The 23,762-nt window shown below is 75.1% G+C and carries 20 protein-coding genes; 15 read left to right on the top strand and 5 right to left on the bottom strand.

Annotated features, from left to right (window positions below; all coding sequences use genetic code 11):
- Positions 1-11: 11 nt before the first annotated feature.
- A complete protein-coding gene (locus GXW83_RS23135) occupies positions 12-1,367 on the bottom strand; it encodes an NAD(P)/FAD-dependent oxidoreductase (protein ID WP_182444974.1) in 1,356 nt (451 codons plus the stop codon).
- Positions 1,368-1,461: 94 nt separating this feature from the next.
- On the bottom strand, positions 1,462-2,049 hold the full coding sequence (locus GXW83_RS23130) for a hypothetical protein (RefSeq protein WP_182444973.1): 588 nt from the start codon (positions 2,047-2,049) through the stop codon (positions 1,462-1,464).
- 131 nt (positions 2,050-2,180) lie between these two features.
- On the opposite strand from GXW83_RS23130, the gene GXW83_RS23125 reads away from it, so the two are divergent.
- The gene (locus GXW83_RS23125; protein ID WP_182444972.1) at positions 2,181-2,666 is read left to right on the top strand and encodes a MarR family winged helix-turn-helix transcriptional regulator; all 486 of its coding nucleotides are present in this window, start codon (positions 2,181-2,183) and stop codon (positions 2,664-2,666) included.
- Between the two features lie 85 nt (positions 2,667-2,751).
- On the opposite strand, the gene GXW83_RS23120 is transcribed toward GXW83_RS23125, so the two are convergent.
- Together GXW83_RS23120 and GXW83_RS23115 are read right to left on the bottom strand one after the other, a co-directional pair.
- Complete coding sequence (locus GXW83_RS23120) at positions 2,752-3,018, bottom strand: ferredoxin (RefSeq protein ID WP_225447195.1); 267 nt, start codon at positions 3,016-3,018, stop codon at positions 2,752-2,754.
- A gap of 6 nt (positions 3,019-3,024) precedes the next feature.
- On the bottom strand, positions 3,025-4,221 hold the full coding sequence (locus tag GXW83_RS23115) for a cytochrome P450 (RefSeq protein ID WP_182444971.1): 1,197 nt from the start codon (positions 4,219-4,221) through the stop codon (positions 3,025-3,027).
- Between the two features lie 253 nt (positions 4,222-4,474).
- Between GXW83_RS23115 and GXW83_RS23110 the strand changes: the two genes are divergently transcribed.
- From GXW83_RS23110 to GXW83_RS23045, 14 genes are all read left to right on the top strand, one after another.
- Positions 4,475-5,485, top strand: a complete 1,011-nt coding sequence (locus tag GXW83_RS23110; RefSeq protein WP_182444970.1) for a methyltransferase — start codon at positions 4,475-4,477, stop codon at positions 5,483-5,485.
- Between the two features lie 43 nt (positions 5,486-5,528).
- Complete coding sequence (locus GXW83_RS23105) at positions 5,529-6,575, top strand: methyltransferase (RefSeq protein ID WP_182444969.1); 1,047 nt, start codon at positions 5,529-5,531, stop codon at positions 6,573-6,575.
- Positions 6,576-6,753: 178 nt separating this feature from the next.
- A complete protein-coding gene (locus tag GXW83_RS23100) occupies positions 6,754-8,508 on the top strand; it encodes a fatty acyl-AMP ligase (RefSeq protein ID WP_182444968.1) in 1,755 nt (584 codons plus the stop codon).
- Positions 8,502-10,307, top strand: coding sequence for an acyl-CoA dehydrogenase family protein (locus tag GXW83_RS23095; protein WP_182444967.1), 1,806 nt, complete (start codon positions 8,502-8,504; stop codon positions 10,305-10,307). The genes GXW83_RS23100 and GXW83_RS23095 overlap by 7 nt, the downstream gene beginning before the upstream one ends.
- Positions 10,301-12,070, top strand: coding sequence for an acyl-CoA dehydrogenase family protein (locus GXW83_RS23090; protein WP_182444966.1), 1,770 nt, complete (start codon positions 10,301-10,303; stop codon positions 12,068-12,070). Before GXW83_RS23095 ends, GXW83_RS23090 begins: the two co-directional genes overlap by 7 nt.
- The gene (locus tag GXW83_RS23085) at positions 12,070-12,333 is read left to right on the top strand and encodes an acyl carrier protein (protein ID WP_182444965.1); all 264 of its coding nucleotides are present in this window, start codon (positions 12,070-12,072) and stop codon (positions 12,331-12,333) included. The genes GXW83_RS23090 and GXW83_RS23085 overlap by 1 nt, the downstream gene beginning before the upstream one ends.
- Positions 12,330-15,233, top strand: coding sequence for a type I polyketide synthase (locus GXW83_RS23080; protein ID WP_182444964.1), 2,904 nt, complete (start codon positions 12,330-12,332; stop codon positions 15,231-15,233). Before GXW83_RS23085 ends, GXW83_RS23080 begins: the two co-directional genes overlap by 4 nt.
- Positions 15,230-16,249, top strand: coding sequence for a 3-oxoacyl-ACP synthase III family protein (locus tag GXW83_RS23075; RefSeq protein WP_182444963.1), 1,020 nt, complete (start codon positions 15,230-15,232; stop codon positions 16,247-16,249). Before GXW83_RS23080 ends, GXW83_RS23075 begins: the two co-directional genes overlap by 4 nt.
- Positions 16,246-18,186 (top strand): HAD-IIIC family phosphatase, encoded by a 1,941-nt coding sequence (locus GXW83_RS23070; RefSeq protein ID WP_182444962.1) that lies wholly within the window; start codon positions 16,246-16,248, stop codon positions 18,184-18,186. Before GXW83_RS23075 ends, GXW83_RS23070 begins: the two co-directional genes overlap by 4 nt.
- On the top strand, positions 18,183-18,410 hold the full coding sequence (locus tag GXW83_RS23065; RefSeq protein ID WP_182444961.1) for an acyl carrier protein: 228 nt from the start codon (positions 18,183-18,185) through the stop codon (positions 18,408-18,410). The genes GXW83_RS23070 and GXW83_RS23065 overlap by 4 nt, the downstream gene beginning before the upstream one ends.
- Positions 18,407-19,255 carry a 2-oxo acid dehydrogenase subunit E2 gene (locus GXW83_RS23060; RefSeq protein WP_225447194.1) on the top strand — a complete coding sequence of 283 codons (849 nt, stop codon included), beginning with the start codon at positions 18,407-18,409 and terminating at the stop codon, positions 19,253-19,255. The genes GXW83_RS23065 and GXW83_RS23060 overlap by 4 nt, the downstream gene beginning before the upstream one ends.
- On the top strand, positions 19,149-20,015 hold the full coding sequence (locus GXW83_RS23055) for a 4'-phosphopantetheinyl transferase superfamily protein (protein WP_182444960.1): 867 nt from the start codon (positions 19,149-19,151) through the stop codon (positions 20,013-20,015). Before GXW83_RS23060 ends, GXW83_RS23055 begins: the two co-directional genes overlap by 107 nt.
- Positions 20,012-21,283 carry an FAD-dependent monooxygenase gene (locus tag GXW83_RS23050; RefSeq protein ID WP_182444959.1) on the top strand — a complete coding sequence of 424 codons (1,272 nt, stop codon included), beginning with the start codon at positions 20,012-20,014 and terminating at the stop codon, positions 21,281-21,283. Before GXW83_RS23055 ends, GXW83_RS23050 begins: the two co-directional genes overlap by 4 nt.
- Entirely contained in the window at positions 21,280-22,392 is a 1,113-nt protein-coding gene (locus GXW83_RS23045) for an alpha/beta fold hydrolase (RefSeq protein WP_182444958.1), read from the top strand. Before GXW83_RS23050 ends, GXW83_RS23045 begins: the two co-directional genes overlap by 4 nt.
- Here GXW83_RS23045 and GXW83_RS23040 read toward each other — a convergent pair.
- Positions 22,382-23,596 (bottom strand): cytochrome P450, encoded by a 1,215-nt coding sequence (locus GXW83_RS23040; protein WP_182444957.1) that lies wholly within the window; start codon positions 23,594-23,596, stop codon positions 22,382-22,384. The genes GXW83_RS23045 and GXW83_RS23040 overlap by 11 nt on opposite strands.
- Between the last annotated feature and the right edge of the window lie 166 nt (positions 23,597-23,762).

Below are 23,762 nucleotides of genomic sequence, written 5' to 3'. Positions count from 1 at the left end.
GCCGCGCCGGATCAGACGCTCTCCTCCGCACCCCGGTAGGTGTAGAGGTCGTCGAGGAACTTCCGCTGCAGCGACGGAATCTTGTCGACCGCCTTGAAGTAGGCCCTGCTGGCGCCGAGCACCGCACGGCCGATGACCGGCTTGTGCAGCGGGTCGTTGCCGGAGGTGCCGTTCTCGGCGAGGGAGTCGGCGACCCTGGCGAAGCCGTAGGGGATCATCTCCGCCTCGTAGCCGGCGATGGCCGGGATCAGGTCCACCCGGTCGGCCCGCACCGAGGTCAGCGCCCGGGAGAGCAGCATGGCGTCCCGCAGCGAGGTGTTCGCCCCCACGCCCTGGCCGGGCGTCATGGTGTGGATGGCGTCGCCGAGCAGGGTGATGGTGCTGGTCTTCCAGGCCGGGACCGGCTCCGAGGTGGCGATCCGGAGCGGGAACGCGGTGGTCGGGTCGGCCATTTCGAACAGGCGCCGGAAGTCCTTGTGCCAGTTGGGGGTCAGTTCCAGGGCCAGGTCGACCAGTTGCTGGCCGCGCAGCTCCATCACGTTCTCCGGGAACTTGTCGTCGGAGGCCCACAGCCCCCAGGAGATGTAGTCCCTGGTGTTGTCGAAGAGCATGCCCGGCCAGGCCTTGAGCAGTTCGGCGTCGTTCCCGGCGACGCTGTCCTTGATGCCGCCCCGCTCGTCCCACTTGAACTCCATCACGTGCCAGATGCACATGAAGCCCTTGGGGGCGAAGACCAGGGACAGGCCCTGCTGCGACTCGTAGGGCAGCAGTTCCAGCGCCTCCCGGCTCATCGGGACCTTGGCGCCGATGGTGATGATCCCCGCGGGCTTGAGCACCGCGTGCGGCAGGTACTGGGCGCGCACCGCGGAGTGCGCGCCGTCCGCGGCGACCAGGACGTCGCCGGTGGCCGAGCTGCCGTCGGCGAAGAACGCCGTGACGGTGCCGTCCACCTGCTGCTCGTAATGGGTGAACTCCTTGTTGAAGTGCACCTGGTCGGTCAGCCCGGTGAGCAGCAGCTGGCGCAGGGTCTGCCGGGAGACGGAGCGCTCGGAGTTGATGAGGTCGGCGTCGCCGCGCAGCGGGATGGCGGCGGTCTTCTTCTTCTTCTCGGTCAGCACGTTGAAGTACCGGGGCGTGCGGGCGCAGGTGGCCAGGAAGGTCTCGAACAGCTCGGGCGGCAGGCACTCCTTGAGCGCCCGGTTGCCGGTGGGGTCGATGCCGACCCGGTAGCCGTAGAGGCCGTCGGTGCGGCTGCGCTGCTTCTCGTACACCGCGAAGGAGATGCCGGCCCGGCGCAGCCCGTGCGCGAGGGTCAGGCCGCCGTAGCCGGCGCCGATGATGATGACGTGGAGGGGTGCGGTGCTCATGCTGGTGTCCTGTCGAGAGGGTGGTGCCGGTTCCGGCCGGACCGACGGCCCGGCCGGCGGAGCAGGTGCGGGTGGCGCCGGGGTACGGCCGGCGTCAGGCGATGGTGAGGTGGTTGCTGCCGGAGGCGAGGGTGATCTCGTAGCCCCCGGTGGCGCCCTGCGGCCCGGCGCTGCGCCAGTCGGCCGAGGCCAGCGTCCCGATCCACTCGCCGTCCAGCGAGAGGCTGGTGAGGCCCTTCTGGGCGCGTAGCGCGGCGTAGGTCTCCGGCGGCCGCAGCAGGGTGACCTTGCGGACGCCCGACCCGAAGTGCACCGGCACCGGGACGTCGGTCGGGGGCAGCTGGAACCGGGCCTCGGTGCAGCCCTCGGTGACGGTGATCGAGCGTAGCCGCAGGCCGGTGAGGTCGGCCTCGACCTGGGTGGCGACCCCGCGGATCTCGATGTCCCAGGCGACGCCCGGGTTGAGCGAGACCACGGCGGTCCGGCGCACCCAGTCGAAGGGGTGCTGGGCGCCGCGACGGGTGATGGTCACGGTGCCGTCGTCGGTGGTGGTGACGGTGGGCTCGGGGCCGCCGAACTTGGCGGTGATGAGCTCCCCGGTGGTGTTGGCGGAGTCGAGGGTCAGGTTGTGGACGCCCTGGGCGAAGACGATGCGGGCCGCGCCCTTGGTGAAGTTCGGCATGGGAGGGATCTCCTTGTTCTATGATCTCGAGTCAGTTCGAAATCTAGTCGTTAGATTGTCTAGCGACCTCTGGCTCTACTATGGAACCTGATAGCTAGAATGTCAAGACATAACGAGGAAGGGGGTCCGCCGTGGCTGCGGAACCAGTCGACGAAGCCGACGCCCATGAGCAGCTGATCGAGGAGTTCGGGCAGGTCATGCAGGAGTTCCAGCGCTCGAGCGACAGTCTCGACCAGCGCGTCGCGGACCGTCTGGGGCTCAACCGCACCGACCTGCGCTGCCTGGAGCTGCTCTTCTCGCCCACGCCGCTGAGCCCGGGGGAGCTGGCGACGGCGGCCGGGCTGACCACCGGCGGCGTGACCACCGCCATCGACCGGCTGGAACGGTCCGGCTTCGTCACCCGGGTGCGGGCCACCGAGGACCGCCGCCGGGTCACGGTGCACCCGACGGACAAGGGCTACGCGATGGTCGACGAGATCTTCGCGCCGATCGCCCAGGAGGGCGCCGAGTACCTGCGGCGGCTGGACACGGCGACGCTGGTCCGGCTGTCCGACTTCATGCGCTTCGCCACCCGCCAGCAGCAGGAGCATGCCGCCCGGCTGGCCGGCGACGACTGAGCCGCGCCAGGGCGCGGCGGGGTACGCACGCAGGCGGGGCACGGTCGGCCGACCGTGCCCCGCCTGCATGCGCCCGGCCCGCCGGTCAGGCCGCGCCCTCCACCCGGGCCGTGCCCTCGTCCGCCTCGTCGAGGCCGCTCCGGTCCAGCCCCTCGACCGTGATGGACCGGGTCGGGCAGCCGCGCTCGGCGCGCAGCAGCTCCCGGCCCAGCTCCGCCGACGGGTGGGCGTCCAGGACCAGCACCCGGCCCTCCGGGTCCTGGTCGAACACGCCCGGCACCCGGTAGACGCACAGGCTGCTGGTCACGCAGGTCTCACTGTTGGCGGTCACCCGCACCCGGCTCTCGGCCACGACCGGTCACCAGCTCACGGGGATCTCGGCGTAGCCGGCGAGGAAGCCGCCGACCGGGCGCTGCAGTTCCTCCCCCGGCACGGCCAGCCGCAGCGAGGGGAAGCGCCGCAGCAGGCCGTCGGTGGCCTCCTGCAGCTCCATCCGGGCCAGCGCGGCCCCCGCGCAGAAGTGGATGCCGGCGCCGAAGGTCATGTGGTGGTTGTCCTCGCGGCGGATGTCGAGGGTGCAGGCGTCGCTGAACACCTCCTCGTCCATGTTGCTCTCCACCGAGAGCAGCACCGTCGTGCCCTTGGCGACGACGGTGCCGTCGAGCAGCTCGATGTCCTCCAGCGCGTAGCGCAGCGAGCCCAGCGAGGTGCCCATGATCTGGTAGCGCAGCAGCTCCTCGACGGCCGAGGGCACCAGCGAGAGGTCCTGCTGGAGCTCCTTGGCGGTCTCCGGCCGGTGCAGCAGCACCGCCATGCCGGTGCCGATCTGCGAGGCCGTGGTCACGTAGCCGGCGATCAGCAGGGTCTTGACCCAGTGCTGCAGCTGGTAGTCGGTGAGCTTCTCCGGGTCCTCCTCGCTGACCCGGATCAGCTCGCTGATCAGGTCGTCGCCCGGCTCGGCGCGCTTGGAGGCGATCAGCTCGCTCAGGTAGTCCCAGTACTGGGTCCGGCAGCGCTCGACCTCGTCGACCGGGAGCTTGGTCACCGACAGGTAGCCGTCGATGAGCCGGCGGAACTTCGCCCGGTCCGCCGGGGGGATGCCCAGCATGTGGCAGATGACCAGGATGGGCAGCGGGTAGGCGAACGCCTCCATCAGCTCGGCCGGGCGCGGGCCCGCCTCCATCGCGTCCATCAGCTCGGCGGTGATCTCCCGGACCACCGGGCGCAGCGCCTCGATCCGGCGGGCGCTGAACGCCCGCATCACGACGGCCCGCTCCTCCAGGTAGCGCGGCGGGTCGTTGTCGATCTCCGGGTCGCCGAAGAGGTCGTTGCTGGCGGAGATCCGCGAGGCCGGGTGCCGGGAGGTGTTGCGGCTCAGCCGCTCGTCCGCGAACAGCCGCCGGACGTCCTTGTAGCGGGTGACGATGACGGCGGGGTCGCCGCTCGGGAGGGTGATCTCCAGCAGCGGCTGGTCCCGCATGGTCCGCCAGTCGGCCGGGATGTCCGGTGCGGGGGCCCACGGGAAGGGGTAGCTGACCGGGCAAGACGAACTCATCCCTGCACCTCTCTCGTCTGTCTGGCTTCTCGTCTGTGCGGCGTCGCTGTGACCCGGCCAGTGTCCGCAGGGGCGCTGGGGGCGGACTCGATGCCGGGTCGAGCCCGGCCCCGGCCCCCGGCCGCCCGGCCTGCTCGGGGCGGAGCCCACCCCGGTTCGAGTGATCCTCCATCCCTCGCTGAGAGATTCGCGGCCGGAATCGGGCTCAGAGCACTCTCAGGGCACTCAGAGCAGGAGAGGGAGAAACACGGACATGACACGTACCGCTCCGGACGTCGGCACGGCGGCGGGCATCCTCCGCCTCGGCAACCTGTTCTGCGACGCCAAGGCGCTGCTCACGGCCGTCCGGCTGGACCTGTTCAGCGCGCTGGCGGACGAACCGGCCGCCCCCGAGGAGCTCCGGGAGCGGCTCGGCCTGCACGGGCGCGGGCTGTCCGACTTCCTGGCCCTGCTGGCCGCCCTCGGCCTGCTGCGCCGCGACCCGGACGGACGCTACCGCAACGCCGACGGCGCCGGGCGCTACCTGGTGCCGGGGCGTCCCGGGGCCGTGGCCGGGTTCCTGCGCGGCGCGGACCTCAACCTCTACCCCGTCTACGGGCGGCTCACGGAGGCGCTGCGCACCGGCAGGCCGCAGGCGGACGGCGACTTCACCGGGATGCTGGACGACCCGGTCGCGCTGGGCCACTTCGTCCGGATGATGGACGGGCTGACCCAGGGGCTCGGCCCGCAGCTGATCGCGGCCCTGGAGGGCCGCCCGTACCGCTCGCTGCTCGACCTGGGCGGCTGCCGCGGGCACCTGCTGGGCCAGCTGCTGGCGGCCCGCCCGGAGCTGCGCGGCAGCGTCTTCGACCTGCCGCAGATGGAGCCGTTCTTCGACGAGTACCTGGCCGGGCTGGGCCTGGCCGACCGGGCCGCCTTCCACCCCGGCGACTTCTTCCGCGACCCGCTGCCGGAGACCGACGTGCTGGTCCTCGGCCACATCCTGCACGACTGGGACCAGGAGCAGCGCCGGCAGCTGCTGGACAAGGCGTACGCCGCGGTCAACCCCGGCGGGACGGTGCTGATCTACGACCGGATGCTCGGCGAGGCCCGCGACGACATCGAGAACCTGGTGGCGAGCCTGAACATGCTGCTGGTCACCGAGGGCGGCGCCGAGTACACCGTCTCCGAGATCGAGGCCCAGGCCACGGCCGCGGGCTTCGGCTCGGTCAGCCATCGGCCGCTCGCCGACTACGACACGCTCGTGATCTGCCACAAGGACTGACTGCCGGGCCCCGGGGCCGGCCTCCGACACCACAGGGAGTGACATGAGCAACTCATCCATGGAGCAGCCGACGCCGGCGGAGTACCTCCCCCTGCTCTTCGGGTTCGCCATCAACCAGATCGTCGGCACCGTCTCCCGCCTCGGCGTGCCGGACGCGCTCGGCGACTCCGCACTGACCGCCGCCGAACTGGCCGCGGCGACCGCGACCCACGAGGGCTTCCTGCGCCGGCTGCTGCGGGCCGCCGTGGAGGCGGGCGTGCTGAGCGTGGACGACGAGGAGCGCTTCTCGCTGACCCGGCTGGGCAGCATCTACCTCAGCGCCTCGCCGGTCCAGGGGGCGCCGCTGGACGCGATGCACGCCGCCCCCGCGGTCTGGCAGGCCTGGGGGGCGCTGGAGCAGTCGGTGCGCACGGGGAAGCCCGCGTTCGAACTGGTCCACGGCACCGGCCTGTTCGACCACCTCAAGGGCGACGCGGAGCTGGCCGGGCACTTCCACGCGGCCATGGCCTCCGGCAGCGCGGTCCAACTCCCGGCGATCACCAGCGGGTTCGACTTCAGCCGGTTCCGGCACGCGGTGGACGTCGGCGGCGGCAACGGCACCCACCTGGCCGCCGTGCTGGCCGCCAACCCCGGACTGCGCGGCACCCTGTTCGACACCGCGAACGGCGTGCTGGAGGCGCCGGCCGTGCTGGAGGCCGCCGGGGTCGCCGACCGCTGCGACATCTCCGCCGGGTCCTTCTTCGACTCGGTTCCGGCCGGGGCCGACGCCTACCTGCTGAAGAACATCCTGCACGACTGGAACGACGAGGAGAACCGGCGGATCCTCGGCAACTGCCGGTCCGGGCTGGCCCCCAACGGCAGCGTGGTGGTGTTCACCTCGGTGCTCTCCGAGGGGCGCCGCAACGAGGACCCGGTCGAGGCGCTGGGAGCCTCCATCTTCGACATCGAGATGATGGTGGTGACCACCGGCCGGGAGCGCACCCTCACCGAGTTCGAGCAGCTCTTCGCCAGTGCGGGCCTGCGGCTGTCCCGGGTCACCCCGCTGCCCTGCCCCTTCCTGTACTACGCGCTGGAGGCCGTGGCCGCCTGACCCGCCGCCGCCCCCGGCGGTCGCGCCGCCAGCGGGAGCCCCCGCCGACCCGGTCGGCGGGGGCTCCCGCCTGCCCTGTTCCGGGCCGGACCGTCCAGGTGTCTTCGAGAGGGCTTCGAGACCCCGCACCCACGCTCGGTCCCGGACGCACCCGAGGACCTTCCGAAGGGAATCAGCCGTGTACAGACCGCGTACGTTCACCGAACTGCTGCTGTCGCGGGCGGCCGACCTCGCCGACCGGACGGCCCTGGTCTTCCTCCGGGGACCGCGCGACGGGAACGAGCCGCAGTCGCTGTCGTACCGGCAGCTGGACCGGGCGGCGCGCGCGGTCGCCGCCTGGATCCAGGCGCACGGCGGCGCCGGACAGCGGGTGATGGTGCTCCAGTCCGACGGCCGGGCCTTCGTCGAGAGCTTCGTGGGCTGCCTCTACGCCGGGGCGGTCGCGGTGCCCGCACCGCCGCCGGACGGCGGGCCGGAGCACATGCGGCGCTGCCTGGGCATCATCCGGGACGCCGATGTGCGGCTGGTGCTCACCGACGCCCAGCACGTCCCCGACGTCACCCGCCGGCTCGCGGCAGCCGGCCGGGGCGCCACCCGCTGCCTGGCCACCGACCTGCTGCCGGACTTGGGCGGCGACTGGCGGATGCCCGACCTGGCCCGGCACGACCTCGCCTTCCTGCAGTACACCTCCGGCTCCACCAGCGAGCCCAAGGGCGTGATGGTCGCCCACCGCAACCTGATGGCGAACCAGGCGGCGATCTCCCGGGCGATGCGCACCGACAGCACCTCCGTCGTCGGCGGATGGCTCCCGTTCCACCACGACATGGGCCTGGTGGGCCATCTGCTGCACCCGCTCTGGCTCGGCGCGACCGGGGTGACCATGACGCCCAGCAGCTTCGTCCGCAAGCCCGTCTCCTGGCTGCGGATGATCAGCGACCACGGGGTGACCACCGGCGGCGGCCCCGACTTCGGCTACCGGCAGTGCCTGGAACGCGTCTCCGACGACCAGCTCGAGGGCCTGGACCTGTCCCGCTGGACGACCGCGGTGAACGGCTCCGAGCCGGTCAACGCGGACACCCTGCGGCGCTTCGCCGACCGGTTCGCCCCGGTCGGCCTGCGCCGGGAGGCGCTCTACCCGAGCTACGGCATGGCCGAGAGCACCCTGCTGGTCACCGGGGGGCCCTCCGGCCGGATCGCGCCGGAGTTCACCGCGGACGCCGCCGCCCTCGCCGCGCACCGGCTGGTCGCGGCCGACAGCGCCGCGCCGGAGTCCCGCACCCTGGTCAGCTCCGGGCAGGTGCGCGACACCGAGCTGCGGATCGTCGACCCCGACACCCGCCGGGCGCTGCCCGACGGCAGCGTCGGCGAGATCTGGGTGCGCGGCGACAGCGTCTGCCGCGGCTACTGGAACCGTCCGCGCGAGAGCGGACGCGCCTTCCACGCCACCACCGCCGACGGTGACCCGGGCTACTTCCGCACCGGGGACCTGGGCGTGCTCCGGGACGGCGAGCTGTACGTCACCGGCCGGCTCAAGGAGATCGTCATCCTGGCCGGACGCAACCTCTACCCCCAGGACATCGAGGGCGCCGTCCAGCGGGCCAGCCTGAACTTCGGCATCGGCGCGGCCTTCGGCGTCGACACCGGCCGCGACCAGGTGGTCCTGGTCCAGGAGGTGCGGCGGGCCGGAACCCCCGGCCTGGACCTGCACGAACTGGTGGCCACCGCGCAGCGCTGCATCCTGCGGGAGTTCGACATCCCGGCCTGGAACGTGATGCTGGTGCGCCCCGGCACGGTCCGCCGCACCACCAGCGGCAAGCTCCAGCGCGGCGAGATGCGGCGGCTGCTGCTCCAGGGCGGCATCGAGCCGATCTACCAGGTGCTGCACCCGGAGCTGCGCGAGCTGATCGGCAGCGGGGCGGGCCCGACATGGTGACCGCGCAGCAGCCGACCGCCACCGGGCGCCGGACGCCCGGCCTGCGCCATGCCTCCTGGGAACTGGCCGCCCGCCTCGACCGGGAGCTGGGCGACCCCGCCGACCCGGAGACGGTGTTCTCCTACGCCGCGTCCATGCGGCTGGACGCGGCGGAGGCCTTCCCCGCCGAGGCCTGCGCGGCCCTGAACGCCTGGGGACTGCCGCGCTACTACGTCCCCGCCGCCTACGGCGGCAGCCTGACCAGCTACGAGGACCTGCTGCAACTGGTCCGGATGCTGGCCCGGCGCGACCTCACCGTCGCCATCGCGCACGCCAAGACCTACCTGGGCTCGGCCCCGGTGTGGGCCTCCGGGAACCACGGCGCCGCGCTGCGGCTCTCCGCGCTGGTCCGCGGCGGTGCCCAGGTCGCCCTCGGGCTGACCGAGCGCACCCACGGCAGCGACATCACGGCCGGGGAGCTCTCCGCGGACCAGGTGCCCGGCGGCTACCGCCTCAACGGCGAGAAGTGGCTGATCAACAACGCCAGCCGGGGACGGCTGCTGAGCCTGCTCACCCGCACCTCGCCCACCGGCGGCCCGCGCGGCTTCACCCTGTTCCTGGTCGACAAGGCCGCACTGCCGCAGCACACCTACCGCTGCCTGCCCAAGGTGCCCACCCTGGGCATCCACGGCGCGGACATCAGCGGGGTGGTGCTGCAGGACGCCCCGGTCGGCCACGACGCCGTCATCGGCGACCAGGGCGGAGGCGCGGAACTGCTGCTGAAGTCCCTCCAGGTGACCCGCACCCTGTGCCCCGCGCTCTCCCTCGGCGCGGCGGACCAGGCGCTGCGCCTGGCCGTGGGCTTCGCGGCCGAGCGCGAGCTGTACGGACGCCGGCTCACCGACCTGCCGCTGACCCGCCGCGTCCTCGCCGACGCCTACGCCGACCTGCTGCTCAGCGAGGCGCTCAGCACGGTCGCCGCCCGCAGCATCCAGGCGCTGCCCAGCGAGCTCAGCGTGACCTCCGCGGTCGCCAAGTACCTGGTGCCCTCGCTGGTGGACGGCGTCGTGGCGGCCCTGGGGACGCTGCTCGGCGCGCGCTCCTTCCTCACCGACCACTACGCCCACGGACGCTTCCAGAAGCTCGCCCGGGACCACCGGATCGTCGGCGTCTTCGACGGCAACTCCATGGTCAACCTCTACTCCCTGGTGGCGCAGTTCCGGACGCTCGCCCGCAACTACCTCGCCCCGGCCGACCACCGCCCGCACCTGGCCGGGATCTTCGACCTCCGGCGGGAGCTGCCCGGCTTCGCGCCCGACCGGCTCGCGCTGCTCTCCCGTTACGGCAGCAGCATCCTGGGCACGCTGCCGGGGACCGTGGCGCGGCTGGCCTCGGCCGCCCGGCAGCGGCCGGCCCTGGCCGGCGCCGCGGCCCGGGCCGCGGAACTGCTCGCCGAGGCGGACGCCCTGCACCTGCGGGTCGCCGGGCGGACCGAGACGGTCGGCGACGCGGCGCCGGAGAGCTTCGAGGACGCCCGCCGCTACGCCCTGTGCTTCGCCGGCGCCGCCGCCCTCGGACTGTGGCAGCACACCGCCGCCTCCGCCGAGGACGGCCCCACCGGAGCGCTGTGGCGGGACGGCCTGTGGCTGGAAGCCGCGCTGGCCCGGGTGCACCACCACCTCGGTGCCCGCCCCGACCGTCCGGGCCGCGACGACGCCCTGACCGCCTGCCTGTACCGGCAGTGCACCGCCCACCACAGGGAGGGCACGCTGTTCTCCCTGCTGCCCTGCCCGATCGCCGAGGGACGGCCGCCATGCTGAGGGACGACAACCGGACGCTCGCCGACCCCGCCGAGGCCGCCGTCTCCGCGCGGATCGCCGCACTGGAACAGCTGCTCGGCGACCCGCACGACCCGGACAACCCCTTCGGGAACGCGGCGGTCCTCGCCGCCGACGAGCGCGGCGAACTGGTCCCGCAGGCCGAGCAGGCGCTCACCGGCTTCGGGCTGAACGCGGAGTTCGTCCCCCGCGCACTCGGCGGACGGCTGGACCGGGCGGACAACCTGGCCCGGGTGCTGCGCCCGGTCTTCCGCCGCGACCCCGCCCTCGGCCTCGGCTACGGCGTGACCTCCTTCCTGGCCGCGGTCGCGGTCTGGGCCGCAGGCAGCGAGCCGCAGCAGCGCTGGACCGCCGACCTGCTGCTCGGCGGCGGCCGACTGGCCATCGCCTACCACGAACTGGCCCACGGCAACGACTTCGTGCGCAACGAGTTCGCCGCCCTCCCCGACGGCGCGGACTTCCTGCTCGACGGCCGCAAGGAGGTCATCAACAACTCCGAGCGGGCCGAGGCGCTGGTGCTGTTCAGCCGCACCGCCAACGAGGCCGGGCCGCGCAGCCACTCGGTGCTGCTGGTCGACAAGGCGGCCCTGCCCGCCGACCGCTTCGAGCACCTGCCGCGCTACCGCACCACCGGGGTGCGCGGCTGCGAGATCGGCGGATTCGCCTTCCGCCGCTGCCCGCTGCCCGGGGACGCCCTGGTCGGCCGACGCGGCGAGGCGGTGGAGATCGCGCTGCGGTCCTTCCAGATCACCCGCAGCGTGGTGCCCGGCATGGTGCTCGGGGGCGCCGACACGGCGCTGCGCACGGTCGTCGGATTCGCCCGGCAGCGGGAGCTGTACGGACGCACCCTGCTGGGCATCCCGCACGTCCGGTCCACCATCGTCGGCGCCTTCGCCGACCTGCTGGTCTGCGACTGCCTGTGCCTGGCCGCGACCCGGGCGGTGCACCTGCTGCCCGGCCAGACCAGCGTCTACGCCGCCGCCGTCAAGTACCTGGTGCCCAAGCTGCTGCAGGAGGCCGGCTACGACCTGTCGATCGTGCTCGGGGCCAGCTTCTACGTCAGGAACGGGGACTACGGGGTGTTCCAGAAGCACGTCCGGGACCTCCCCGTGACCAGCCTGGGCCACGCCGGCTCCGCCGCCTGCCAGGCCACCATCATCCCCCAGCTGCCCCGGCTCGCCAGACGCTCCTGGACGCTGGGCGAGGCGGCCCCGCCGGCGCTGTTCCGGGCCCACGAGGACCTGCCGCCGCTGGACACCGACCGGCTGGCGCTGGCCGCCGACCAGGACGCGCTGGTCGCCTCGCTGCTGTCCGGAGCCGACCGGCTGGAGGGCCCCGAGGGGAGCGGCAGCGAGCTGACCGCCGTTCGGGCCATGGTCCGCACCCTGGTCGACGAACTGCACCGGTGCCGCGGGGAGGTCCTGGAGCTGAGCCCGCAGGACCACACCGCGCTGGCCAGCCCGCACGCCTACGCGGTGGCCGACCGCTACACCCTGGTGCTGGCCGGATCGGCCTGCCTCAACGTGTGGCTGGAACAGCAGGCGCAGCCCTCCGGCTTCCTCGCCGATCCGCGGTGGCTGACGTCGGCGCTCGCCCGTGTCGTCCGGCGGCTCGGCCGGGCGCTGCCCGAGGGGGCGGGCCAGGAGGTGGACTGGATGCTCGAGGAAGTCCTCCGGCGGCACCGGAGCGCCCGCAGCTACGACCTGTACGACACGCCACTCGCGGGACGACAAGGGGAGACGTGATGCCTGGATTCACCGAGCACCAGTTCCATGACTGGCTGATCGAGCGGGTCAGCCGCTACGTGCGGCGACCGCAGGAGGAGATCAACGTCAGCGCCCCCTTCGCCGAGTACGGCATGGACTCGGTCGCCGCGCTCAGCCTCTTCGGGGACATCGAGGAGGCCTTCGGGATGTACCTGGAGCCCACCGTCGCCTGGGACCATCCCACCGTGGAGGCGCTGGCCCGCTTCCTCGCCCGCGAGTCGGCCGAGGGCGTGGTCCGGTGACCGCCGGCGTCGCCGTCATCGGCCTGGACTGCCGCTTCCCTGGCGGCGCGGACCCCGAAGCGCTCTGGCGGCTGCTGCTCACCGGCGGCGACGCGGTCGGCGAACGGCCGCCCTCGCGCGGGGGCGGCCGGGACACCCACGGCGGGTTCCTGGCCGACGCGGACGCCTTCGACCACGCGTTCTTCGGCATCGGCCTGGCCGAGGCCGCCGCCATGGACCCACAGCAGCGGCTGCTGCTGCAGACCGCCTGGCGCGCCCTGGAGGACGCCGGGCTCAACCCGCCGCGGCTGGCCGGCAGCGCCACCGGCGTCTTCGTCGGCGCGATGGCCGACGACTGGTCCCGGCTGCAGCTGGACAGCGGCGCCGAGATCACCCCGCGCACCGGGACCGGAGCGGGCCGCTCGATGCTGGCCAACCGGCTGTCGTACCAGCTCGACCTGCGCGGCCCGAGCCTCACCGTGGACTCGGCCTGCTCCTCGGCCCTGGTCGCGGTCCACCTCGCGGCCTCCGCGCTGCGGGCCGGGGACTGCGACACGGCCCTGGTCGGCGGGGTCAACCTGGTGATGTCGGACGTCCTCGACGAGATCTACGACCAGGCCGGGCTGGCCGCGCCGGACGGACGCTGCAAGCCCTTCGGCGCGGGCGCCGACGGCATCGGCCGGGCCGAGGGCGTCGGCGTGGTGGTGCTGCGGCGGCTGGCCGACGCGCGCTCCGACGGCAGCACCGTGCACGCGGTGCTGCGCGGCAGCGCGGTCAACCAGGACGGTCGCAGCAACGGCATGATGGCGCCGTCCCGGCGGGCCCAGCGCGAGGTCATGCTGGCCGCCTGCCGCCGGGCGGGAGTGGACCCGGGGCGGATCAGCTGGGTCGAGGCGCACGGCACCGGCACCCCGGTGGGCGACCTGATCGAGGCCCGGGCCCTGGGCGACGTGTACGGCGGGGACCGGCAGACGCCCTGCGGGGTCGGCTCGCTCAAGGGGAACATCGGCCACACCGAGGGCGCGGCCGGCCTGGCCGGGCTGATCAAGGTGGTGCTGGCGCTGCGCCACCGGGTGGTGCCGCCGGTGCGCACCCCGGGCGGCGAGCACCCCGCGCTGGACCTGCGCGGCCACGGGCTGAGACTGCTCGACGCCCCGCTGCCGCTGCCGCCGGACGCCGAGGTGCTGGCGGCGGTGTCCAGCTTCGGCATGGGCGGCAGCAACGCGCACGCGGTGCTCAGCACCGCGCCCGTGAGCGCACCGCAGCCGACCGGGGCGGGTCAGGGCCCGGCCGCGCCGGGGGTGTTCACGCTGACCTCGGTCGACGCGGCGGGCCTGCGGCGGAACCTGCTGGCCCAGGCCGAGGCGCTGGCCGACCGGGTGGCGGAGCCGGTCGCGCCGCTCTGCTGGAGCAGCAACCGGGTGCGCGTCGGGCTGCCGCACCGGATCGCGCTTCCGGCGGCCGACACCGCCGGCCTGGTACGGGCCCTGCGCTCGGCCGCCGAGGCGGGCGGCGGCGGGTCGACGCCGGGCCAACCGCCGCTGCTCGCCTACCTGTTCACCGGCCAGGGCGCGCAGTACCCGGGGATGACCGCCCGGATGTACCGCGAGTCCGCCCCCTACCGGCACCACCTCGACGCCGCCTCCCGCGCGCTGGAACCGCACCTGCGCGGCTCGGTGGCCGACCTGCTGCTGGACGCCGACCCCCGGGTGCACCGGACCGGGTGGACCCAGCCCGCCGTCTTCGCCGTGCAGTGCGCCCTGGCCGCCACCCTCGCCGAGTTCGGCGTCCGGCCGGACGCCGTCCTCGGCCACAGCATCGGCGAGTTCGCCGCCGCCGTCGCCGCCGGCGCGCTGGCGCTGGAGGAGGCCGCGGCCCTGGTCGCGGCCCGGGCGGCGGCCATGGACGCGCAGCCGGAGGGCGGCGGCATGCTGGCGGTCCGGGCGGGCGTCGAGGAGCTGGCCGGGCTGGTCGCGGCCGAGCCGCTGGTCTCGGTGGCGGCGGTCAACGGCCCCGCCGCCACCGTGCTCTCCGGCGACGCGGCGGCGCTGGCCCGGATCCGGGAGGCACTGGCCGGACAGGGCCTGGCGGCCACGCCGCTGAAGGTCTCCCACGCGTTCCACTCGGTGCTGATGGAACCGGCCCTGGCGGGCTTCCGCGCCGCAGCGGCAACGGCCGCAGCAACGTCCGCCGCAGCCGCCGGGACGCGTCCGGGCATCCCCCGGGTGCCGGTGTTCTCGACGGTGACCGGCAGCGTCCTGGACGGCGGGTTCGACCTGGACTACTGGTGCGCCCACCTCACCGGCACGGTCCGCTTCGCCGACGCCGCCCGGGCGATGCTCCGAGCCGGCGCCACCCACCTGGTCGAGCTGGGGCCCAAGCCGGTGCTGACCCGGATGGTCCGGCAGCTCCCCGGCGCGGCCGGCACGGCGGCCACCGCCGTGTTCCGGGGCGGGGAATCCGGCGCCCTGGCCCTCGCCGAGGCGCTGGCGGAGCTGTACCGCGGCGGCGTGCCCGTCGACTGGGATCCGCTCTACGCCCCGTCCGACCGGGTGCCGGTCCCGCTGCCGCCGCAGCGGTTCGACGACTCGGTCCGGCTGTGGCACCGGCCGCCGCCCGCCGCCGCGGAGCCCGCCGCCGACGGCCCCGCGGCCGGTCCCGGCTTCGACTCGCCGACGGCCTGCGTCCGCGCCGCCGTCGCCCGGATGCTGGAGCTGGACAGCGCGGAGGTGCGTCCGGACGACCGCTTCTACGACGACCTGGGCTTCGACTCGGTGATGTTCATGGAGCTCAAGTACCGGCTGGAGGAGAGCTATCCGCAGCTGGGCGAGCTGTCCATCCCGGAGATGATGTCCAGCCTGGTCACCGTGGAGACGCTGGCCGACTACCTGGACTCGCAGCTCACCCTGGTCGCGGCATGACCGCCGGGCGCCGGATGCTGCTGCGGGCGGCAGCCGGGGCGCTGCCCGGGCCGCCGGTGGACAACGCCGCCCTCCAGGCGCGCCTGGGCCTCTCCGCCGAGTGGGTGGACCGCTTCGTCGGCACCCGTACCCGGCACTTCGCCGAGGGGACGGCCGACCTGGCCGGGCTCTGCACCCGCGCGGCCGACACCGCGCTTGCCTCGGCCGGTCTGGGCGCCGGGCAGCTGGACTTCGTGGTGCTCGCCACCGCCACGCCGGACGCGCTGATGCCGACCACCGCCGCCGTGGTCGCCGACCGGCTGGGGATCTCCGGCGTGCCGGTGTACCAGCTGCAGTCGGGCTGCTCCGGCACCGTCCAGGCGCTGGCGCTGGCCGAGGCCCTGCTGCGCACCGGCGCCCGGCACGGCCTGGTCCTCGGGGGCGACCTCTGCACCAGGCACCGTGAACTGGACCGGGACTTCCGGCGGATGCCGCCGGCCGAGCTGGTCAACCACGTGCTGTTCGGCGACGGCGCGGGCGCGGCCGTGGTCTCCGCCGAGCCCGGCCCCGGCGCGGCCCTGTGCCGGGCCGTCCGGCACCGCCCGGTCCGCCCCGGGCAGCCGCCGGGACAGCTGCTGGAGTGGTACGGCGCGGCCGGGCAGGGCGGCGACGCCCGGCCGCCGGTCAGCGAGGACTACCGGGCGGTGCGGCAGCTGGTGCCGGAACTCGCCCGGCAGGAGGGCAAGGACCTGCTCGGCGCGCTGGACTGGTCCGGCTCCGACCTCGACTACCTGCTGCCGCCGCAGCTCGGCGGCCTGATGACCGAGCGGATCACCGCCGGGCTGCGGGAGGCGCTGGGCGCGGACCGGGCGGTGGAGCTGTCCTGCGTCGCCGCGACCGGCAACACCGGGAACGCCCTGCTGCTGTTCCAGCTGGAGCTGCTGCTGCAACGCCTCGCCCCGGGCGACCGGGCGCTCGCCCTGTGCGTCGAGTCCAGCCACTGGATCGCCGCCGGGCTGGCCCTGGAGGCGGTATGACGACCCGCCACGCCCGCCTGCACCGCGCCGTCGAGCGCCGCCGCGCGGTCGCCGAACCGACCGCGATCGCCGGACCGACGGGGGCCGCCGAACCGACCGGGGCCGCCCGGTTGCGCGAGCTGCACGCGCGCGGGGTGCTCGCCGAGGAGTACGGCCAGGTGGCAGGGGTGCTGCGGGGCCTGGACGGCCGGGAGCTGGCCCGGGCCGGGGCCCTGCTGGCCCGGCTCGACCCGGCGGCCGTGCGGGCCCGCCACCCCGACCTGCCGGTGGTGCGGGTCACCCTGTCCGCCGGACGGATGGTCACCGCGCCGCTCGTCCCGCCGCTCACCGCCGAACTGGCCCGGCACGGCCTGCTGCTGGACGCCCGGCTGGGCGAGTTCGGCGGCTGGGTCGGCGAACTGGCCGACCCGCAGGGCCCGCTGTCGGCGCACCGGCCGGATCTCGCGCTGCTGCTGCTCGACCCGTTCAGCGTGCTCGACGGACTGCCGCCGGTCTGGGACGCCGCCGACGCGGCGAAGGTCCTGGCCGAACGGCTGGACACCTGCGCCGCCCTCGCGGCCGGACACCGCCGCGGCGGCCGGGTCGGCGTGCTGGTCCTCAACACCGTGCCGCTGCTGCGGCGGCACACCCACCAGCTGCTGGACCTCGGACAGCGGGCGGCCTTCGGCGCCGCCTGGCGGGAGTTCAACGCCGGACTGCTGCGGCTCTCCGCGCCGGGGGAGGGCGTGGTGGTGCTCGACCTCGACCCGGTGGCCTCGGCCGGCGCCCGCGCCGACGACCCGCGCCTGGGCGTCTACGCCGGGGCGCCGCTCTCCGCCGACCTGCTCGCCGGCTACGCCCGCGAGGTCGCCCACCTGGCCCGGGCACTGCGCGGCCGGGCCAAGAAGTGCCTGGTGCTGGACCTGGACGGGACGCTGTGGGACGGCGTGCTGGACGCCGACGGCCCGGACGGCGTGATGGCCGCCGACAGCCTGCGCGGGCGGGCGTTCCACGCGTTGCAGACCGTGCTGCGGCAGCTCTCCGCCCAGGGCGTGCTGCTCGCGGTGGCCAGCAAGAACGACGAGGAGACGGTCCGGGCGGTGCTCCGGGACCACCCCGGACTCCAGCTGCGCGAGCCGGACTTCGCCGCGATCCGGTCCGGCTGGGGGCCCAAGCCGGAGGCCCTGCTGGACCTCGCGGACGCCCTGGGGCTCGGCGCCGACGCCCTGGTGTTCGCCGACGACAGCCCGGTCGAACAGGGGCTGGTCGCCGCGGTGCTGCCGGAGGTGACCGTGCTGCCTCTCGACGCCGAGCCCGCCCTGCACCTGGAACGGCTGCTCGCCGACGGCTGGTTCGACGCCCTGCGGCTCACCGACGACGACCGCGCCCGCCCCGCCCGCTACCAGGGACGGCTGCGCCGCGCCCGGGCCGGCGTCCAGGCCCTGGACCACGGCGCCTACCTGCGCTCGCTCCAGGTGGTGGTCTCGCTCGCCCCGGTCCGGCCCGACGACCTCGCCCGCACCTCCCAGCTCACCCTGCGCACCAACCGCCTCAACGCCACCGGCAGCCGCCGCCAGCCGTCCGAGGTCCGCGCCGCGCTGGCCCACGGGCCGGTCCTCGCGGTCCGGGTCCAGGACCGCTTCGGCGACGAGGGCCTGGTCGGCGCGCTCTTCGTCACCGCCGCCGACGACGCCTGGACCCTGGACGACCTGGTACTGAGCTGCCGCGCCCTGGGCCGGGGGGTCGAGGACGCCTGCGTGGCCGCGTTCGTCGCGGCCGCCCGCCGGGCCGGGGCGCGGCGGATCAGCGCCCGGCTGCGGCCGAACCGGTCCAACAGCGCCGTGCTCGACCTCTACCGGCGGCACGGCTTCGTCGCCGGGGAGGGCGAGCTGCTGCGCCTGTCCGACGGCGGGTCCTCCCGCGTCCCCGAGCACATCCGCATGGAGGCGGCCCCGTGAACGACGCACCCGACCTGATCGCCCTGCTCAACACCGAACTGGGCCTGGACCTGGAACCGGGGATGGCCGCGCTGCCGCTGGAGTCGCTGCCCGGCTGGGACTCGATGCTGCTGCTGCGCCTGATCGGCGTGCTGGAGGAGGCGTGCGGGCGGCCGCTGCCGGTGGCCGACGTCCTCGCCGCCGACAGCCTGGAGCAGATCCGCGCCCTGGCGGTGGCCCGGTGACCGGCGCCGACCGCGCGCGCCGGCACACCCGCTACTTCCTGGACTGGTCCCGGGGCGCGGCGCCGGTGCACCTGGGCGCGGACGTGGTGATGACCGGCGTCCAGCGGCACCGCGCCGCCGCCCGCGAGCGGGGCGCGTCCTACTCCGTCGTCAGCTACCTGCTGTACGCGGGCGCCCGGGTGCTGGCCGCGCATCCGGAGGCCAACGCCGGCGCCGCCGGCCGGCTCCTCCCGCGCACCGTGCGCCACGACCGGGTGCACGCCAAGCTCGCCCTGGACCGCGACACCCCGCACGGCCGCGCCGTCCACACCGCGGTGCTCCGGGACGCCGACCGGCTCGGCCTGCCCGCGTTGCAGCGCCTGGTCGACCGCTGCCGGGACGCCCCGCTGGAGGAGTTGCCGGGCGCGGCCGGGGTCCGGCTGCTGGACCGGCTGCCGCCGCCCCTGGGCCGGTTGGCGTTCCGCGCCGCGGTGGCCCGGCCCGGGCGCAGGGCCGACCTGCTCGGCACCTTCTCGGTGAGCTCCCTCGGCCACCGCCGGGTGGACACCTTCCACTCCTACGGCGGCACCGCGGTCACGCTGACGGCGGGCCGGATCGCCCCGAGGCCCGTCGCGGGACCGGCCGGGACCACCACCGTGCCGGTCCTGCGGCTCGGCCTGACCTTCGACCACCGGGTCATCGACGGCGCTGCGGCAGCGGACGTCCTCGAGGAGATCGTCCAGCTACTGGAGGCATGCGATGCCGCTCTTCCCGGCGGGTGGGACGACCCCCGACACCCCCTCGACGGTCCTGGGCAGGCCGATCCGGCTGACCGGGCCGGAGGGCCCCTGGCAGTCCTACCTTGAGGCGCTGCGCGAACGCGGCAGCGCCCTGGTCCACGGCCGCCTGGAGGACTGGGTTCCGGCCGACCTCGGCGACCCGGGCCTGGAACGGGCGCTCGGCCAGGACTGGCCGCGCTACCAGGCCATGAGGCACCGCCAGGTCAAGGCCCGGTTCGCGGCCTCCCGGCTGCTGCTCAAACACGTGGCCGGGCAGGCCCTGCAGGCCCCGCCGGAGTCGGTGGAACTGGCCTACAAACCCGGCGGCCGGCCCTACCTGCGCGGCTGCGACCAGATCGACATCAGCCTCAGCCACACCGAGGAACTGCTGCTGGTCGGCACCACCCGGCGCGGCTGGATCGGCGTGGACGCCGAACTCGCCGACCGGATGATGCTCGCCCCGGGCATCGAGCGGCAGGTCTGCACGCCCTACGAACGGACCCGGCTGGCCCAGGTGCCCGAACCGGAGCGCAACCAGGAGATGGTCCGGCTGTGGACCCTCAAGGAGGCCTACAGCAAGGCCATCGGCCAGGGCCTGCGCTTCCGCTTCAACGAGTTCGGCTTCGGACCGGCCGGGCGGCCGCTGCAGGTGCTGCGCCCGGACGGGACGCCCGGCACCGGCGACGAGTGGGAGCTCGGCTCCTGCCGGATCGACGGGGTCTACACCGTCAGCTGGGCCCTGTACGACGCCGGCTTCGGCGACACCGCCGACACCCGGGCCGGCACCATGCTGGACGCGGGGCTGCTGGAGACGCTGATCTCGCTGGGCAGCGGGGAGCCGGCATGACCGGCACCGGCACCGGCCCGCCCGAGGTCGCCACCGGGGTCGATGCCGATGCCGCCGCCGAGGTCGATGCCGACGTCTGCGTCGTCGGCGGCGGCCCGGCCGGAGCGGCGCTGGCGCTGGCGCTGGTCCGGCTCGGCCTGCGCACGGCGCTGCTCGAACGGGCGCCGGACGGCCTGCGCCCGTTCCGGGGCGAGTCGCTCTCCCCGGACGCGGTGTGGCACCTGGACCGCCTCGGCGTGCTCGACCGGCTGGCCCCCGAGGCGCTGACCGTGCGCGGGCTGGAGGTCGCCGACGCGGGCCGCACCGTGCTCTCCGTGCCCTTCGCCGACTTCCCGCACGCCCACCGGTTCCCGCTGGAACTCCCGCAGCCCCGGCTGCTGGCCGTGCTCGCCGAGGCGGCCGCCGAGCACCCCGGCTTCCTGCCGCTCCCGCGCTGGACGGTCACCGGCCTGCTGCGCGAGGGCGGCCGGACCGTCGGCGTGCGCGCCGCCACCCCCGGCGGCGAGGGGCTGGTCCGGGCCCGGCTCACCGCCGCGGCGGACGGGCGGCACAGTCCGACCCGCCGCCTGGCCGGACTGCCCGCCGCCACCACGCCGCTGCGGCGGGACGTGCTCTGGCTGAGGCTGCCCCAGGTCTGGAGCGAGCCGGCCTACCGGATCCGGATCCGCGGCGACCGGCACGCGGTGCTGCTGCCCGACTCCGGCGGAACCGTGCGGGTCGGCTTCAACCTGCCCAAGGGCGGCCTGCGGGAGCTGCGCGCCCAGGGCGTCGCGGCCCTGCTGGAACGGCTGGACCAGCTCGCTCCCGAGCTGTCCGGGGTGGCCGGGCAGCAGATCGGGGACTGGTCCGACACCGCCCTGCTGGACATCTTCAGCACCGTCGTACCCACCTGGTGGCAGCCCGGCCTGGTGCTGCTCGGCGACGCGGCGCACACCCTCTCGCCCGTCCTCGGCCAGGGCGTCCACCACGCCCTGGCCGACGCGGCGGCCCTCGCCCCGCTTGCCGCGGCCGCCCTGCACGACGGCGGCCCGGCCGCCCTGGACGCCGCGCTCGCCGGGTACCAGCGCCGACGGCAGCCCGCCGTGGCCCGCTCCCGGGCCCTGCAGGCCCGCCAGGAGCGCCTGTTCACCTGGGCCTCGCCACCGGCCGCCGCCCTGCGCCGCACCGTCTACCGCGCCCTGGACGCCGCCGCACCGCTGCGCCGCAGGGTCCTGGAGCCCGTCTACTTCGCCGATCAGCTCTCAGCCCAGGAGGAGGACCAGCCATGACCGTCCACGAACCACCGGCCACAGCCCAGGCCGCGACCGCAGGCCGGACCGGCGCCGCCGCCCCCCGCGGCAGCGAACTGCTGGAGCTGCGCGGACTCGCGCTGCTGCACGCCCGGGCCCAGGGCATCGAGGACCCGCAGGCCCGGCAGATCCTGGACCGGATCGTGCACCCGTGGGGCGAACTCCCCGGCTCCTGGGGCCGGGTCTGGAACGCCGCGGGCGACCGGCTCGCCGCCCGCGGCCTCCACCTCGACGCCTGCCGCCACTACGCCGTCGGCCGCTTCCCCTACCCCGGCGACGAGCCCCGGACGCTCGCGCAGCACCGCTGCGTGGCCTCCTTCGAGCGCTGGCGCGGCGAACAGCAGGGCCGGGTCGGACGGCTGGAGGTGACCCTCGACGGCGGGCGGTTCGCGGCCTGGACGGCGGGGCTCGACGCCGGGGCGCCGCGTCCGCTGCTGGTCGTGCTGGGCGGCATCGTCAGCGTCAAGGAGCAGTGGGCCCCGCTGCTCGCCCTCGCGGACGACCTCGGGCTCGCCATCGCCGTCACCGAGCTGCCCGGCGTCGGGGAGAACACCCTGCGCTACGACCTGCGCAGCCCGCGGATGCTCTCCGCGCTGCTGGACGCCCTGGCCGACCGCGCCGACGTGCACCGGACCGCCGCGATCGCGCTGAGCTTCGGCGGCCACCTGGCGCTGCGCTGCGCCCTGAACGACCCGCGGATCACCGCCGTGGCGACGGTGGGCGCGCCGCTGCGGCAGTTCTTCGAGGACCGGGCCTGGCAGCGCCAGGTGCCGGCGACCACGGTCGGCTGCCTGGCCCGGGCCGCCCGGGTGGTGCCGCCGGCGGCCTTCGGGCACGTCCGGGGCTGGGGGCTGACCGACGAGGAGCTGCGGCGCCTGCGCATCCCGGTGCACTACGTCGCCAGCCTCCGGGACGAGATCGTGCCGCTCGGGGAGGTCGCCCTGCTGCGCCGGTCCGGTGTCCGCGGCGAGGTCACGGTGTTCGACGACGTCCACGGGGCGCCCGCCCACCTGGACCGGGTCCGCGGGCTGCTGCTGGGCGCCGCCCTGGAGGCCTGCCGGGCCCCGGCGGCCCGGCTCACCAGCTGACGGGCAGCTCGACCAGCCGGTTGACCAGCAGTCCGCTGTGCATCCGCAGGTCCGCCGCCGCCACCCGGAGCCGCAGCCCGGGAAGGCGGCGGGCCAGTGTGGTCAGGGCGATCCCGAGTTCGGCGCGGGCCAGCGCGGCGCCCAGGCAGTAGTGGACGCCGTGGCCGAAGGCCAGGTGCGGTCGGCCGGTCCTGGCGGGGTCGAAGGAGTCGGGGGAGCGGAAGACCCGCCCGTCCCGGTTGGCGGAGCCGACGGCGGCGATGACCGCGCTGTTGCGGGGGATGACGACTCCGCCGACCTCCACGTCGCGCAGCGTCACCCGCAGCGGGCCGCCGTCACCCAGCGGGTTGTACCGCAGCAGCTCCTCCACCAGGCCGTCGAGGTCGTCCGGCAGCGCCGACAGTGCGCCGGGGCGCAGCAGCAGGGTCAGCACCGAGGTGCCGATCAGCCCGGCCGTGGTCTCGTGGCCGGCGATCAGCAGGGTCATGGCCATCACCAGCAGCTCGCGCTCGTCCAGGTCCGATCCGGCCAGGGCGCTCAGCAGGTCGTCGCCCGGCTGCCGCCGCTTGGCGCGGACCAGGGCCGCGAGGTACGCCAGGAGTTCGGCGCGGGCCGTCGGGCTGGGCGCGGTCAGCGAGAGCAGGGCGTCCGACCAGCCCTGGAAGCGCTCGCGGTAGGCGAAGGGGACGCCCAGCAGCTCGCAGATGACCAGCGCGGGCAGCGGGAAGGCGAAGCCGCTGATCAGGTCCGCCTGCGGCCCGGCCTCGACCAGGGCGTCCACCAGCCGGTCCGCCGCGGCGGCCACCAGCGGGCGCAGGGCGTCGACCCGGCGCGGGGTGAACTCCCGGGCGACCAGGGCCCGCAGCCGGGTGTGCTCCGGCGGGTCCAGGGTGAACAGGCCGCCCGCGTCGAAGGGCAGGGCGGTGAGCTTGGGGGCCTCGGGCAGGACGGTCGCGGCCCGGCTGAAGGCGGGGTCGCCGAGGACCCGGCGCACGTCCTCGTACCGGCTCAGCAGGTAGCCGGGGTCGCCGCTCGGCAGGATCACCCGGGCGACCGGGCAGGAGCCGCGCAGCGCGGCGTAGACCGGGGGCACCTCGGTCGCGCTGTACCGGGTCGGCGGATAGGGCAGGACGGCGTCACCGGCGGCGGGGGCCGTGTCTGAGGAGGGCGGGTGCGACGGGGAGTTGCTCGACGGGCGCGGCATGCGGGCAGCCTCGGCGCGACGGCTCGGGCGGCGCTCGATCCCGGGTCCACCCCGCCCGGGTCCGGCCCCAGGTCCGCCCCGCCGTCCTGACGGAGTCCTGAGCCGAGCTGGAGCGGGCCTCGAGTGGGCGCCCCCAGCATGGGACGCAGCCCGCACACGGGACGCG

The sequence above is a fragment of the Streptacidiphilus sp. PB12-B1b genome (genome assembly GCF_014084125.1).
Taxonomy (GTDB): Bacteria; Actinomycetota; Actinomycetes; order Streptomycetales; family Streptomycetaceae; genus Streptacidiphilus.
This window is presented reverse-complemented; position numbering and strand designations above follow the sequence as displayed.